Raw genomic sequence first — 13,796 nt, 5'->3', positions numbered from 1 at the left:
TAAATATTGTCTAATTTTATGTCAACCTATTTTAGGACTAGTCATAGAGTGTAATCATAGTCTTCTATACTTTCATTTTTGCGGATAATGCCCATTTTTCAAAAGTTATTTTCCATTACGTTATTGAAATATTATTCTAAAAATATTATCTTTATATAAAGAATCGATTGTATGGAGAAGATTGTATTTGAAAAAAGTGATATCAGAGACTTTGTGAAGACAATCATTGCAGAGAAAATTGAAAAGCTTAAAAGCTTTATTGAATTTACCCTTGAAGCCAGCCGCGATATTAAAAAAACTCCGAAATATGACAGCATGAGAGAAGAGATGCAAGAGGAGATTTATCAGATGCAGCGACAGCTGGGGGCTTTGAATGATCTTAAAATAAATATGGCAAAAGTCCTGAATACAGCTACAGAAAGAGTACAGCTTGGCTCGCTGGTCATCACCAACAAAGCCAGGTTTTATATATCAGTGTCATTAGGTGAATTCTTTTTTGAAGGAGACAGGTTTTACGCGATATCTCCGGAAAGTCCTATGGCAAAAAAAATGATGGGCATGAAACCAGGCGATGAATTTACCCTAAACAAAATCCATCAGAAAATTGTGGAAGTATTATAAATGTGCATAGCAAATTTTGCCTCACAACTAAATCATGAATGGATCATAAAAGAAAGCTTCAAATTTATTTGAAGTTTTCTTTTTATTTAATATTTTGGACATCAGAAATATATAACCATGAAATTTGATAATTTAAGAACCAGCAGGTTCAATCATTGGGTAATTATACATCTGAGATATCTGGTGGGCTTTGCTTTTTTTCCGTCAGGACTGGTAAAGCTATTGGGGGAGAGGTTCACAAGAATTTCAACAGATCATCCGATCGGGTATTTCTTTGAAGCTCTTTATCGGTCTGGTTTTTATTGGAATTTCTTAGGACTGGCACAGCTAACAGCCGGAATTCTACTGATGACTCAGCGTTTCGCAACACTTGGAGCATTGATGTTTCTGGCTATATTGACTAATATATGGATCATTACTATCAGTCTCTCCTTTACTGGAACATGGATGATAACATCTTTAATGATGATAGCTGTTTTCATATTGGTAGTGTGGGATCAGCATAAACTGCTTCCAATTTTTAATTATAACAAGACAAGTGTGGTAAAAGAATATCCAGATCCCGGCCGTAATTGGATAAGGGCCGGAGTGGTGTATGCTATAAGTTTTATTGCCTTGTACATGCTGAATCCTGTGGAAGGAGAAGAATATGAAAGATGGCTGGGGATATTATTGATCTTAATCATTCTTATAACCTTTATCATAAGTAATTACAAAGCGTATAAAAATTATAAAATAGCTATCAATAGTTGATGTTTTAAATGCAATGGATTGAATTTCATGTTGTAAATTTGCAGGTATGAATAATGCATCCATTTTAAAAGAAATCATAGAGCAAAGAAGAAGTGTTTTTCCGAAGGATTATACCGATGCGGAAATCCCTCAGGAAGTTTTGGAGGAGATTTTAAACGCTGCTACATTGGCTCCCAATCATAAACGTACTAAACCCTGGCGTTTCAAAATATTCAAAGGGGAAGAAAAAGCACAGCTGGCATCAGAAATGCAGGCTATCTATAAAGCCACTACACCCGAACCGCTTTTTCTGGAAAAAAAATACAATGATATTGGTTTCAAAATCAATAAAGCCAATGTTGTCGTTTCTATCGTAGTCAATTTCAGTGGTATGGTTCCGGAATGGGAAGAAATAGCAGCCACATCAATGGCCGTACAGAATATGTATCTTACCTGCACTGCAAATAATATTGGGTGCTACTGGAGTTCTCCCAAAATTGTAGACGAGTTGAAAAACTCTCTTACTATTGAGGAAAACCAGAAGTGTCTGGGACTTTTCTATATGGGTGAAGTGTAAAATGAAGGATATTTACAGGAAAGACAAGAGATAATTTTGTTGTTTTCATGGCTGTTTTAATTTCTGTTATTATTTCAACAGTCTTCTCTTTTACACTGATTAATTAAAAAAACAATTTGAATTTATAAAACTTTTCACTCAGAGCTTTTTACTTCAAACTTTTTTATTATCTTTGCACTCTTAAATATTTAACTGGGACGAGTTCCCGTAAAATTCAAACATTATGTCAGTAAAAATCAGATTACAAAGACACGGTAAAAAAGGAAAGCCTTTTTTCCACATCGTGGTTGCAGATTCTAGAGCTAGAAGAGATGGTAGATTCATCGAAAAACTAGGTACTTACAACCCAATTACTAACCCGGCAACTATCGAATTGAACGTTGATTCTGCTGTACAGTGGTTAAACAACGGTGCTCAGCCAACTGATACTGCTAGAGCTATTTTATCTTACAAAGGTGCTCTTTACAAAAAACACTTACAAGGTGGTGTAGCTAAAGGTGCTTTTGATGAAGCTGAAGCTGAAAAAAGATTCAATGCCTGGGTAGAAGCTAAAGATGCTAAAGTACAAGGTAAAGTAGACGGTTTAGCTACAGCTAAAGCTGATGCTAAGAAAGCTGCTTTAGAAGCTGAAGTAAAAGTAAACGAAGCCAGAGTTGCTGCTGCTGCACAAGCTGAAGCTGATGCTAAAGCTGCTGAAGAAGCTGCAAATGCACCTGCTGAAGAAGTTGTTGCTGAAGCTACAGAAGGAGAAGCTCCTGCTGCTGAAACTGAAGAAAACACTGAAGCTTAAGAACAAACCCTGTTATGCGTAAAGAAGATTGCTATTTTTTAGGTAAAATCACACGCAGACATGGACTTGCGGGTAACGTAATCCTTAAATTGGATACCGATCAGCCCGAGCTTTACAATAAACTGGAATCAATATTCGTTGAAATCAACGGATTATTGGTTCCATTTTTTATTGAAAAATCATCATGGAGCAAACTGGATGCTCTGAATCTTGCATTCAAAAATTCTTCTGAGGCTATGGTAGATCAGGTGTTGGGTAAAAGTGTTTACCTTCCACTTGCTTCACTGCCTAAACTTTCAGGAAAACAATTCTACTACCACGAAATCATCGGATTCGAGATTTTTGATCAGGATGATAACAACTGTGGCGTGATCAGATCTGTAAATGATCAGACAGCGCAAGTGTATTTCATTACCAATCTTGATGGGAAAGAAGTGGTTATTCCTATGATCAAAGACTGGATTCTTGAAGTGGACAGAGAAGAAAGAACCATCAAAATGGAACTTCCTGAAGGTCTTATCGATGTTTTTCTGGTTTCTTCAAAGAAAGACGAATAGTTTACAATAAGCCAATAGGTTTTTCTTTCCTGCTTTTTTAAAATACCCTTTTTCATAAAAATACCCCTCAAAAGTTCGTTAGCTATAGAAGGTCTTTATGATAAATTTTGTTTTAAACGGTCAATCTGGTCGTACATTTTATTGAAAAATATTTTTCTTTCCCTGTTTCCGGATTCATTCAGCGATCTGGAATTTTTGATCTGATGCTCAAAATAGCTCAGAGAATCCTCACACGTAATTTTATCATTGGTCATCATATATCCGAACATGCTGAAAGGTACAAAAAAGGAACATTGTTCTTCATTTTTAAATAAAATACTGTTATTTAAAATGACTAAATCATTCACATAGATCTGAAAATTAGTTTTTTCAAGTGTTTTGATTTCGAGCCCTTCCAGTAATTTTTTCAGATCTTCCAGAATAAGATCCACATCATTTTTCTTTAATAAACCCATTTCATAATAGAACGAAATTTGTCTTAAAGCACTCATAATGGTGGTGTCATTCCATATTTCCGTTACGTTTTGTTTATCATAAAGATCTTTCAGCATCTCGTTTTTTACAGAATGGTATTCCATCGTAAACTCATGAAACGGACTTAAAAACTTATCCTGGTTCAATAAATTCATCCAGACATAAAACTTGAAACGAGACAGCATTGAATCTGAAATAGTATAAAAAAACGGGATGTCTTTTGCAGAATAAAATACTTTGGAATTGGTGATGTTCTGAAAAACATTCAAAATTTTCAAAGAGTTCTCGAAATAATTTAAAAGATCTTCGGTGGTTTTTACAGGTTGCGTTCTTTTGACCACCAACTGATTTTCCGTTCCCAGAAACTGATCCAGAGAGATCTGATAATATTTGGCGAGTTCCAGAGCTTCCTCAAAACTGAACTTGGCTTTCATTGAAGTCCTTCTGTGAGCTGCATCATAGCTGATGTTAAGAATGTTGGCAATCTCATCATTTAAAGATTTCTCACCAATTTTTCTTCGGATTTCCTTCAATAAAGCTTCCTGGTGCATAGTTTTGTGATTTTCACAAATGTAGTATTTTTTGTGGAAAGAGTTGTTGATTTTCTGTTGAGAAGGACGGAAGCTTGAAGCCGGGAGGTATTGAAGATCGAAAGAATATATAACCGTTTACTACATAAATAGGATTTATAATCACTATTACTATTGATCACTCAAAATGACTTCCGGCTTCTTTCTTCCTGCTTCCAACCCCACGTTTTGCGATTTTCGCAAACAGAATGTTTTTTTTAATTTTTTTTCACATTCGAAACTGAGTCTTCTGCGGATAATTTTGATCTGTAATTTAAAATAACGAGTTATGAAAACACGAATTTTATTAGTAGCAGGTCTTTTAATCAATAGTCTGGCTTATGCATCAGACAGTCTAAAATTAGATTCTTTGAAACCAAGACTGATTGCAGCTTCACCTTCAAAAAATGTGAGAAATGTCAATGGAGTTTTATTTAAATATTATGATGAGGAAGATCATTTTAAGCCTAAAAAAGTGAACGGATTAGGAATGGGTTTTAATGTGATGGGCATTTTTCTTCCACCACTCATGCTTTTTACTTTACAGCCTGATCATTGGAATCTTAATGATGATTATGTAATTGTTCCCCGTGAAAAAATGAATACCATTAACGGACTGCAGCTATCGCTCATCAATATGGAACCTACGGTAACCAATGGGCTGGAAATCAATGTTTCGAGTAATATCAATACGTATGCTGTGACGAACGGGATGTCTGTTTCTCCGTTTTTTAATCTGCATCATGAGATGAAAGGTGTTTCTGTAGCGCCATTGGCCAATATCGGGCAGAAATGCCGGGGAATACAGATCGGTTTGTACAATCAATGTAAAGATTTCAGAGGAATACAAATTGGAGGATGGAATGAGAATGGAAGAAGAAAGCTTCCTCTGATCAACTGGAATTTTAAGAAACAAAAAGTAGATAAAACGCTATGAGAAGGTTTGTTATCATTACAGTACTATTTCTTTGTGGCTTTATGAAGGCTCAATTTGAAGAAGTTAAAGAAAAAAAATGGCTGGTCATTCTTCTCAGTACCAGAATTGAAGGAACTTCAATGGATAATAAAGCATTTTTGTCCATAGGAACAAAACTGACTGATGGGGATAAGAACTACTACAGCTTAAGAGGTCATTTCAACTGGTGGGATGAAAGAAAGCTACTGGTCATTCCGGAGTTTGATTATTTCAGAAAAGTTGTTTCGTTCCGGGACGGTGCCGAAGTATCCTCTTTGTATGCGGGAGCAGGAGTTTCGCCTTATGCGGTTTCACCCAAAGCGGGAATCAGTTTTTATCATTTCTTTTGTGCAGAATTCGGGTACAACTTTGAATATCATACGTATAAACCATTTCCCATTAAAGGATTTCGCTTCGGAATAGGAATTAACCTTGTCTTTTAAATGATTTTTAACTCATAAATAATTCAACTATGAAAAATTATAAACTTATATTATTTTCACTGATGCTGTCCGTCCGTATTTTTTCACAAAATACAGCAGTTGATACATTGAATACCCAAACAGAAGAACCTTTTGATTATAAAAAATATTATGACTGTGATTTTGGAGAAGGGAATGTTTTGATTGTCATTAAAAAAGGAAAAGAATTTACAGATCTGACAGATTTAAGAAAATCCGGGAAAGGTTTTGCCATTAAAATGGAAGCGATCTACAGTATGGAATTTTCGGATGGGAAAAGATATGAATCAAGTGTGGTGAAGAATATTACAAAGGACAGCCTTTCAATGACGAATTTTTTCAATGAAAATGCTGCCAGGCTTGCGGGAGAACCTTTTAAATTAATTACTTATCCACTTTCATCTTTGAAATATATCCGCTTTATTGATGACCGGATGCTATCACTGTACAGCAGAAAAAATATTCAGAAAAATTTTGATTTAATGGTGAAGAAAATGGATCAGGCGAAAATGTGTCCTGCAGTTATAGATTTTAAAGAAAAAAACGAAACTAAAGTCTGCCATTTTTATCTGACCTCTCAGGGATATGATCTTCTTTATGAAGATAAGGGAAGGGTATATTATATGGAAGGAAAAGTAGAGTGGAAGTGATTTTTTGAGAGAGTGTAATTTCACTATGTACTCTCTCTTTGTTGATTTATCATCATTGATTTTAACGAAAATATTGATTAATACATGGAAAAAAGCAAAAGGAGTGGTGCATCTACTGAAGAAAAATAATATTTTTGTAATATAGCCAGGATGAGTGATGAAATTAAAATATTTACTAATGTTATTGGTTATTGGAAATGTGTTTTTTCATGCACAGACCAATAATGCTGAAAAAAAAATTCCGGAAAAAAGGACTTATAAAGAATTGGAAGATGAATTCTATAAGGCTTTGCCCGGAGATACGAACCGTACAAAAAGTATTGCCGGTTCTTATCTTAAAAAGGCTAAATCTGAAAAAAATATGCCTCAGATTGCTGAGGGATATGTTATGATTCATTTTGAGGAAGATTTACCCAATGCATTAAAATACCTTGACAGCTTACAACGCATCACCAGAAATTCAAAAGAAAATATCTATCCGGCGAGAATCTATCTGTTAAGAGGAAACCTGTATCTTAAAACTAATAATCTCCAGGCTGCATTAAACAATTATATCCTGGGATTAAAATATGCAAAAGAAAAAGGAAATAAAAGGCAGATTGCTATGGCGCATACCAGTATTGCCTATCTTAATAATTATATCGGAAAACATGCCGAGACAGCAAAAGTTCTGAAACATTATGCCTATGATGCCGATTATATGAATCAGGATGAAAAGAATTCTCTGAAATTGAATCTGGCAGATGCCTATATAGAGATCAATAAAATGGATTCTGCTTATGCATTGATACAGGAAGGCTTATTGGATTCCAAAAAAAATAAAGATGTTTACCGTTATTATCAGAACCTTGGGCTGCTGGGATATTATCATCTGCATTTGAAAAACTATCAGAAAGCGATTAACGGTTTATTGAAGTGTGAAAAGTATTTCTTCACCAAAAATAATGGCAGTAAAAGAAACCATAATTATACCCTTCTGTATTTGGGGAAATCTTATGCCGGACTTCAGGAAAAAGAGAAAGCAGCAGAATTGTTTCGAAAGATTGATTCTTTGGTTCTTAAAACAAATTATATTTATCCAGAGCTGAGAGATGTATACACTTACCTGATTGATTATTATAAAGAAAATAATGATAAAGAAAAGCAGCTGTATTATGTAGACCGGTTTTTAAAGGTGGATCAGGTTCTGGATAATCAGTTCAGGTATATTTCCAGAGAACTTCCCAGAAGATATGATACTCCGGAGCTGCAGCAGGAGAAAGATGACATTACCAATGAGCTTACCAAAAGAAAAAGCCTTTTTTATATCGTGCTGAGCCTTTTGTTGATTTCACATTTGCTATTTATCAACGTTTATTTTAAATATAAAAAGTCTGAAAAGAACTATAAGAAGATCGCCCAGGACCTTATTCAATCCGTTAATGAAAACAGGGTAGGAAAAAACAATGACCGGGAAATGAATAAAGAAATTTCATCAGAACCTCTTGTCTCAGAAAGTCCAGAAAATCCAGAAGATAAAACATCCAGAACTATTTCTGAAGATATTGCCCGGAATATTTTACATGAACTTGAAATATTTGAAAGCAAAGATCAGTTTTTGAATAAAGGAATTACGTTGGGAAGTCTGGCAAAAAAAATAAAAACAAACTCAAAATACCTGTCAGAAATTATCAATACTTACAAAGGGAAAAACTTTGCAACCTATCTCAATGATCTTCGTATTGATTATGCCATCAGCAGATTGGCCAACGACAAAAAATTCAGGTCTTATAAAATTCCTTTTATTGCCGAAGAATTAGGATATAATAATGAGCAGGCTTTCACTTTAGCCTTCAAAAAACGAACGGGAACACCACTTTCTGTCTACTTGAAAGAAATTGAAAATATGTCTTTGGATTAAGTTTAATCTATTGTTTTTTAGTTGTTTATTGTTTATAAATTCATGTTTTTAGGTATATAAATTTATGAATCTATAAAGCATTCCCTTGTGTCATTCTTCCACTTCCTGCATCTTTGCTTCAGGTAAAAACACAACCATTTATTTTGTATGTGCACAATACAAGATATCAGTTCCAAAATGTTGATCATTTTAAAAAACAAGTCAGGAATTGTATCATAAAAATTATTAATGAAGAGGATGAAAACTAAAAAAATAACCAATAAAACTAAAATATAAATAATGAAGAAATTGTTCAGAGTTTAAAGATGTAAAGTGTAGTGATCATTTAAAAATCATTAAACAATATAAATCCGGTGAATCCGCCACAGTTTAAAAGTATAGTATAGTCTAAAAATGGATGTAAGACCCGGTAATGACCACAAACGTATCACTTAAAAACTAATAACCATTTCAATAGACTAATTCCATGAAAACTCAGAATAAAATCATATTTTATTCTTTTAAAAGTGATTGTGTAAGTGTGTTCATTCCGGGTATTCCGGATTTTATTGAAGTTCAGGATAATATTGAGTGGAAATGTACCTGAAAATGAAGAAGAGTCAGCAGAAGAAAAGGTGAATTTCCTGAACAGAAAGTTTAAATACTTGTTAAATGATTTTTAAAGACGGCGCAATCATCAAGTTGCGCTGTTTTTTTGTAACTTTGCAGACATTAATTTTTATATAAAAAATTTATCATCAACAAATGAAAAAGCAAACGATCAAAGAAGTCCTAAAGGATTACAAGAAAGTATTACATCATGACATTACAGTTTACGGATGGGTAAGATCCTTCCGTGCTAATCGCTTTATTGCGCTTAATGATGGTTCTACGATTAATAATTTGCAGATAGTTGTTGATTTCGAAAATTTTGATGAAGCCATCATCAAGAATATAAGTACAGCTTCTTCCCTGAAAGTAGTAGGAGAAGTGGTGGAAAGCCAGGGAGCAGGACAGTCTGTGGAAATTATCGCAAAAAAAATTATTATTTTAGGAGATAACTTTACGGAAGAACTTCAGAGTACAATTCTTCAGCCTAAGAAACACAGTCTTGAAAAACTTCGTGAGCAGGCTCACTTAAGATTCAGAACGAACCTTTTCGGAGCAGTATTCAGAGTACGTCACGCAGTAAGTTTTGCCGTTCATTCATTCTTCAACCAGAATCAGTTTTTCTATATCAACACACCGGTAATTACAGGAGCAGATGCGGAAGGAGCAGGTGAAATGTTTGGGGTAACCAACTTTGATCTGAATAACATGCCGAAAACTGAAGATGGTGAAATTGATTTTGCACAGGATTTCTTCGGTAAAAAAACAAACCTTACCGTTTCAGGACAACTTGAAGGAGAAACTGCTGCAATGGGATTGGGAAGAATCTATACATTCGGACCTACTTTCCGTGCTGAAAATTCTAACACCACAAGACACCTTGCAGAATTCTGGATGATTGAGCCGGAAGTGGCATTCAACAACCTTGAAGACAATATCGACCTTGCGGAAGATTTCTTAAAATATGTGATCCAGTATGTATTGGATAACTGTAAAGATGATCTTGAATTCTTAGACAACCGTTTTGCGGAAGAACAAAAGACAAAACCGGAAAAAGAAAGAGCAAAAGAAGGTCTTATCGAAAAACTTCAGAATGTTGTCGCTAAGCGTTTTAAGCGTGTAAGCTATACAGAAGCCATCGAAATTTTATTGAACTCTAAAGAAAACAAAAAAGGAAAATTTGCTTACCCGGTTGAAAAATGGGGAACAGACCTTCAGTCTGAGCATGAAAGATACCTTGTTGAAAAACACTTTGAAAGCCCGGTAGTATTATTTGACTATCCGAAAGAAATCAAAGCTTTCTATATGAAACTGAACGATGACAACAAAACCGTTGCCGCTATGGATGTTCTTTTCCCTGGTATCGGTGAGATCATCGGCGGGTCAGAGAGAGAAGCAAGATTAGATGTTTTGAAACAGAAGATGGCAGATATGCACGTAGATGAACACGAGCTTTGGTGGTACCTTGATACCAGAAAATTCGGTTCTGTACCGCATGCAGGCTTTGGTTTAGGATTGGAAAGATTAGTTCTTTTCGTAACGGGAATGACGAACATCAGAGACGTAATCCCTTTCCCTAGAACGCCGAAAAGCGCTGAATTCTAGAACAATAAAAAAAGCCTTAATCACAAGTTAAGGCTTTTTTTATTATTTAATAGTTTATTATATTAAGATAAGTAATGCAAAAATCATGCTAAATGTGTTTTTTATCAAATAAATTTATTAAATTCGTAGAATATGTTATGTTAAAACGTAAATAAGAATATGCTTAAACAACACTTACAACTCAAATTAGGACAGAAGCTGGCCCCTCAGCAGATCCAGTTGATGAAGCTTATTCAGCTTCATACTCTTGAATTTGAAGAGGAGTTGGAAAGAGAGTTAGAAGAAAACCCAGCTTTGGAAATTGCGAAAGAAGATTCCAAGGAAGATGAGTATTCTTCTCTTGAAGATGCTTATCAGGATGAGGGTACAGAAAGCATTGAGACAGATTTTGACGTCAATGAATATATCTATGACGACGAACCAAGCTATAAAACCGCATCCAGCAACTACTCTCCGGATGATGAAGAATTTGATAACGAGAGTCTTTTAACGGAAGGACAGTCTTTATATGATTATCTTACAGAACAGATTCATTTGGTAAATATCAATGATGAAGATCTTAAGATTGCAGAATACCTTATCGGGAATCTAGATACAGACGGATATCTGAGAAGAGAGATTAAATCAATAGTTGATGATCTTGCTTTCTCACAGGGAATCTATACCACTAAAGAAAGAGTAGAGGATATCCTTGAAAATTATGTTCAGAAGCTGGATCCGCCAGGAGTAGGAGCAAGAGGTCTGCAGGAATGTCTTTTATTACAGATTGAAAAGAAAGTAAGCTCTGATAAAGCTGTTTCTTTGGCTGCCAATATTTTAAGACATCAGTTTGAAGCTTTAACCAATAAGCATTATAACAAGATCATTCAGAAATATGATATTGAAGAAGATGATCTTAAAGATGCTCTGGATGAAATCTCAAAATTATCTCCGAAAGTAGGAGGGAATTTTGATACCCAGACGATTACCATTAATCAGGAAATTATTCCGGACTTTGTGATTCAGGTGAAAGACGGGCAGGTAGTTCCTATGCTGAACAGCAAGAATGCACCTACATTAAGAGTGTCCGAAGAATATAAAGATATCCTGACCACCTATTCCCATGATAAAAACTCATCGGAACACAAGCAGGCAGCTTTATTTATCAAACAGAAGCTGGATGCTGCAAAATGGTATATTGATGCTATTAACCAGCGTCAGAATACATTATTACAGACGATTACAGCCATTGTAAAGTTCCAGAAGGATTATTTCATTACCGGAGACGAAAAGTCGCTGAAACCAATGATTCTAAAAGATGTTGCAGATATTACAGGTTTTGATATCTCTACCATTTCAAGGGTGGTAAAAAGTAAGTATGCAGATACTCCTAACGGTATTGTATATTTAAAAGATCTGTTCTCAGACAGCTTAACGAATGATGATGGAGAAGAGGTTTCTACCAAAGAGATCAAAACCCATCTTCAGGAAGTTATCAGCAAAGAAAATAAGAGAAAGCCGCTTACAGATGATGCATTAGTGGTGATTCTGAAGGAACAGGGGTATAATATTGCCAGAAGAACGATTGCAAAATATCGTGAACAGCTCAATATTCCTGTCGCAAGATTAAGAAAAGAACTTTAAGTTGATAAAAATAAAAAAGGTGAATAGATCTATTCACCTTTTTTATTGTATTTTAAATTCATCTGATACGCCTAAAAAATCAGAAATATATTGTCACTTATTCTTCTAAACAGACTGAATGTATTGACCTGTTTTCCATATTCTTTGCTTTCCCAATGTATTTTTCCATCTTTATAATCATTCAACAGGACAAAAATTCCTCCATTGATCTTTAAGAAAGCAATAGCGGGAAAGCTCAGTTCTTCAATATCTTCCCACTCGTCCAGCCTTATTACCATTGCCTCAATATCAAAATCATTTTGTAGTATATTGTAAAAGCTAAAAAAGTTATAATCTTCGAGCGGTAGGGTATAGTCTTTTATTTTTCCTGCTTTTTTATGCTGCTGTACAAATTTCTTCAACAAAAAATTAAAGGACAGGAGATACTCATATTTTGCAATCATAAATGCTGATGTTTTTTAATAAATATAGTAGGCATTCTCTGTGATACGATTCTTTATGTTCTTGATGCTTATTTTATAGGGGATATTTTCTTCGTTTTTATAATGAAAATCAATCGTGCTGATATTCTTTTTACTTATCCCTATCCATTGATTGCCCTTAAGCTTATAAAGAGAAAACTGATTGTAATAGAGTGCGTTTTCGCTTTCGTTAATAATGATCAGTTTATTTTTGTCTTGCGGATAAAAGGTAATATGGGTTTTTCCGATCTTGTAAGACTGTTCTTCCAGAAAATTCACATGTTGTTTTTGGTTGTAAGCAAGAAGCCTGGATTTCCAAAATAAAAATCTGTAACGGATATTGGTTATTCTACCCTCTATTTTTCTTCTGATCTTTTTTAAAGGATAAGATATTTTGTTAGATTTATAATGAATTCCCTGTGGAGAAATTGAAAAATTGCCTTTTGCTTCAAAAGGATCTATAAAGAAATACGGATTATCCTTAAGATTGATAAGGTGAATCAGCAGGTATTGTTTTTCCGTTACGGTATTGAAAATATTACCTTCTACCCAGTGATGGGTTACATTGGAATAAACAAACTCCTGAACGATGTTTTTATGATAATATTTAATTTCCTTTTGAAGTTCCAGCTTCCTTACAACAAGAGTGAAACTTTCAATTTCAGTTTGGATCTCAGTAATATCTTTGGTATGAACAAGATTAAACTCAAAGTTACATTCATCAAAACAGAAATGACGTGTATTCTGTAGAATATGCGCATAATCTTTGCTCTGTTTGAAAAGATTAATGCACTGTTCATTATTTTTCAACAGGGTGAAGAATCCCGCAGGGTAATTTTTGTGGGGTGAAATAACATCATATTTTTTCAATAATTTCTCTGTGATAAAATACCGGATATTCCCGAAAATAATATCAATGTCACAATATCCCCAAAAGTCGTATTCCTTTAAATAATCCTGAAATATTAATCCATAAGCAGGCTTAAAATCACACAATTTATAACCATCCAGAATGTTGATGGATAAATTCAGTTTTTCGCTTGCTATTGTGCTGAATTCAGAAAGACTACTGATCTTTATAAAATGAACATTCGGTAAATGAAAAGGCGCTTCCAGGTTGGTGAATAATAAAAAATCAACATCCGGATTGTATTTGCAGCTGTATAAAAAATGGTTGAAATACTCAGGCCAGCTTTTGCCAAAATAACAGTTTATTAATGCGATTCTGGTCAT

At 34.4% G+C, this 13,796-nt stretch carries 14 protein-coding genes; 11 read left to right on the top strand and 3 right to left on the bottom strand.

Going from position 1 to position 13,796, the window contains the following annotated elements:
- Window positions 1–171: 171 nt before the first annotated feature.
- From EK417_RS20460 to rimM, 5 genes are all read left to right on the top strand, one after another.
- The gene (locus tag EK417_RS20460; RefSeq protein ID WP_136523202.1) at window positions 172–621 is read left to right on the top strand and encodes a GreA/GreB family elongation factor; all 450 of its coding nucleotides are present in this window, start codon (window positions 172–174) and stop codon (window positions 619–621) included.
- Window positions 622–738: 117 nt separating this feature from the next.
- Complete coding sequence (locus tag EK417_RS20455) at window positions 739–1,374, top strand: DoxX family membrane protein (RefSeq protein ID WP_076596325.1); 636 nt, start codon at window positions 739–741, stop codon at window positions 1,372–1,374.
- A gap of 46 nt (window positions 1,375–1,420) precedes the next feature.
- On the top strand, window positions 1,421–1,930 hold the full coding sequence (locus EK417_RS20450) for a nitroreductase family protein (protein WP_076596324.1): 510 nt from the start codon (window positions 1,421–1,423) through the stop codon (window positions 1,928–1,930).
- 223 nt (window positions 1,931–2,153) lie between these two features.
- Complete coding sequence (locus tag EK417_RS20445) at window positions 2,154–2,720, top strand: 30S ribosomal protein S16 (protein ID WP_076596322.1); 567 nt, start codon at window positions 2,154–2,156, stop codon at window positions 2,718–2,720.
- Between the two features lie 14 nt (window positions 2,721–2,734).
- Window positions 2,735–3,277: a ribosome maturation factor RimM gene (gene rimM / locus EK417_RS20440; RefSeq protein ID WP_136523201.1), complete on the top strand. Its 543-nt coding sequence runs from the start codon at window positions 2,735–2,737 to the stop codon at window positions 3,275–3,277.
- Window positions 3,278–3,372: 95 nt separating this feature from the next.
- Here rimM and EK417_RS20435 read toward each other — a convergent pair whose 3' ends face one another.
- Window positions 3,373–4,302, bottom strand: coding sequence for a helix-turn-helix domain-containing protein (locus EK417_RS20435; RefSeq protein WP_076596320.1), 930 nt, complete (start codon window positions 4,300–4,302; stop codon window positions 3,373–3,375).
- A gap of 307 nt (window positions 4,303–4,609) precedes the next feature.
- Between EK417_RS20435 and EK417_RS20430 the strand changes: the two genes are divergently transcribed.
- From EK417_RS20430 to rpoN, 6 genes are all read left to right on the top strand, one after another.
- On the top strand, window positions 4,610–5,257 hold the full coding sequence (locus tag EK417_RS20430; protein WP_136523200.1) for a hypothetical protein: 648 nt from the start codon (window positions 4,610–4,612) through the stop codon (window positions 5,255–5,257).
- Window positions 5,254–5,718, top strand: a complete 465-nt coding sequence (locus EK417_RS20425; RefSeq protein ID WP_136523199.1) for a hypothetical protein — start codon at window positions 5,254–5,256, stop codon at window positions 5,716–5,718. The genes EK417_RS20430 and EK417_RS20425 overlap by 4 nt, the downstream gene beginning before the upstream one ends.
- 29 nt (window positions 5,719–5,747) lie before the next feature.
- A complete protein-coding gene (locus EK417_RS20420; RefSeq protein WP_083688858.1) occupies window positions 5,748–6,386 on the top strand; it encodes a hypothetical protein in 639 nt (212 codons plus the stop codon).
- A 178-nt stretch (window positions 6,387–6,564) separates the two neighbouring features.
- Window positions 6,565–8,286 carry a helix-turn-helix domain-containing protein gene (locus tag EK417_RS20415; RefSeq protein WP_168802050.1) on the top strand — a complete coding sequence of 574 codons (1,722 nt, stop codon included), beginning with the start codon at window positions 6,565–6,567 and terminating at the stop codon, window positions 8,284–8,286.
- A 744-nt stretch (window positions 8,287–9,030) separates the two neighbouring features.
- Window positions 9,031–10,479 (top strand): asparagine--tRNA ligase, encoded by a 1,449-nt coding sequence (gene asnS, locus EK417_RS20410; protein WP_076596316.1) that lies wholly within the window; start codon window positions 9,031–9,033, stop codon window positions 10,477–10,479.
- A gap of 159 nt (window positions 10,480–10,638) precedes the next feature.
- Complete coding sequence (gene rpoN / locus EK417_RS20405) at window positions 10,639–12,102, top strand: RNA polymerase factor sigma-54 (RefSeq protein ID WP_076596315.1); 1,464 nt, start codon at window positions 10,639–10,641, stop codon at window positions 12,100–12,102.
- 71 nt (window positions 12,103–12,173) lie between these two features.
- Here the strand turns inward: rpoN and EK417_RS20400 are convergent, their stop codons facing one another.
- Together EK417_RS20400 and EK417_RS20395 are read right to left on the bottom strand one after the other, a co-directional pair.
- Window positions 12,174–12,545: a hypothetical protein gene (locus tag EK417_RS20400; RefSeq protein WP_136523198.1), complete on the bottom strand. Its 372-nt coding sequence runs from the start codon at window positions 12,543–12,545 to the stop codon at window positions 12,174–12,176.
- 15 nt (window positions 12,546–12,560) lie between these two features.
- On the bottom strand, window positions 12,561–13,796 hold the full coding sequence (locus EK417_RS20395; protein ID WP_136523197.1) for a DUF6625 family protein: 1,236 nt from the start codon (window positions 13,794–13,796) through the stop codon (window positions 12,561–12,563).

This window comes from Chryseobacterium candidae (assembly GCF_004916905.1).
GTDB lineage: Bacteria > Bacteroidota > Bacteroidia > Flavobacteriales > Weeksellaceae > Chryseobacterium > Chryseobacterium candidae.
Note: the sequence above shows the minus strand (reverse complement) of the source record. Positions and strands in the feature narration are given on the sequence as shown.

Bases quoted from the DNA above. Each gene is read 5' to 3' on its own strand.
- EK417_RS20400 (WP_136523198.1), bottom strand. From the start codon at position 12,545: ATGATTGCAAAATATGAGTATCTCCTGTCCTTTAATTTTTTGTTGAAG.
- EK417_RS20460 (WP_136523202.1), top strand. From the start codon at position 172: ATGGAGAAGATTGTATTTGAAAAAAGTGATATCAGAGACTTTGTGAAG.
- EK417_RS20430 (WP_136523200.1), top strand. From the start codon at position 4,610: ATGAAAACACGAATTTTATTAGTAGCAGGTCTTTTAATCAATAGTCTG.
- EK417_RS20435 (WP_076596320.1), bottom strand. From the start codon at position 4,302: ATGCACCAGGAAGCTTTATTGAAGGAAATCCGAAGAAAAATTGGTGAG.
- EK417_RS20455 (WP_076596325.1), top strand. From the start codon at position 739: ATGAAATTTGATAATTTAAGAACCAGCAGGTTCAATCATTGGGTAATT.
- EK417_RS20395 (WP_136523197.1), bottom strand. From the start codon at position 13,796: ATGACCAGAATCGCATTAATAAACTGTTATTTTGGCAAAAGCTGGCCT.
- EK417_RS20415 (WP_168802050.1), top strand. From the start codon at position 6,565: ATGTTATTGGTTATTGGAAATGTGTTTTTTCATGCACAGACCAATAAT.
- rpoN (WP_076596315.1), top strand. From the start codon at position 10,639: ATGCTTAAACAACACTTACAACTCAAATTAGGACAGAAGCTGGCCCCT.
- EK417_RS20420 (WP_083688858.1), top strand. From the start codon at position 5,748: ATGAAAAATTATAAACTTATATTATTTTCACTGATGCTGTCCGTCCGT.
- EK417_RS20450 (WP_076596324.1), top strand. From the start codon at position 1,421: ATGAATAATGCATCCATTTTAAAAGAAATCATAGAGCAAAGAAGAAGT.
- rimM (WP_136523201.1), top strand. From the start codon at position 2,735: ATGCGTAAAGAAGATTGCTATTTTTTAGGTAAAATCACACGCAGACAT.
- EK417_RS20445 (WP_076596322.1), top strand. From the start codon at position 2,154: ATGTCAGTAAAAATCAGATTACAAAGACACGGTAAAAAAGGAAAGCCT.
- asnS (WP_076596316.1), top strand. From the start codon at position 9,031: ATGAAAAAGCAAACGATCAAAGAAGTCCTAAAGGATTACAAGAAAGTA.
- EK417_RS20425 (WP_136523199.1), top strand. From the start codon at position 5,254: ATGAGAAGGTTTGTTATCATTACAGTACTATTTCTTTGTGGCTTTATG.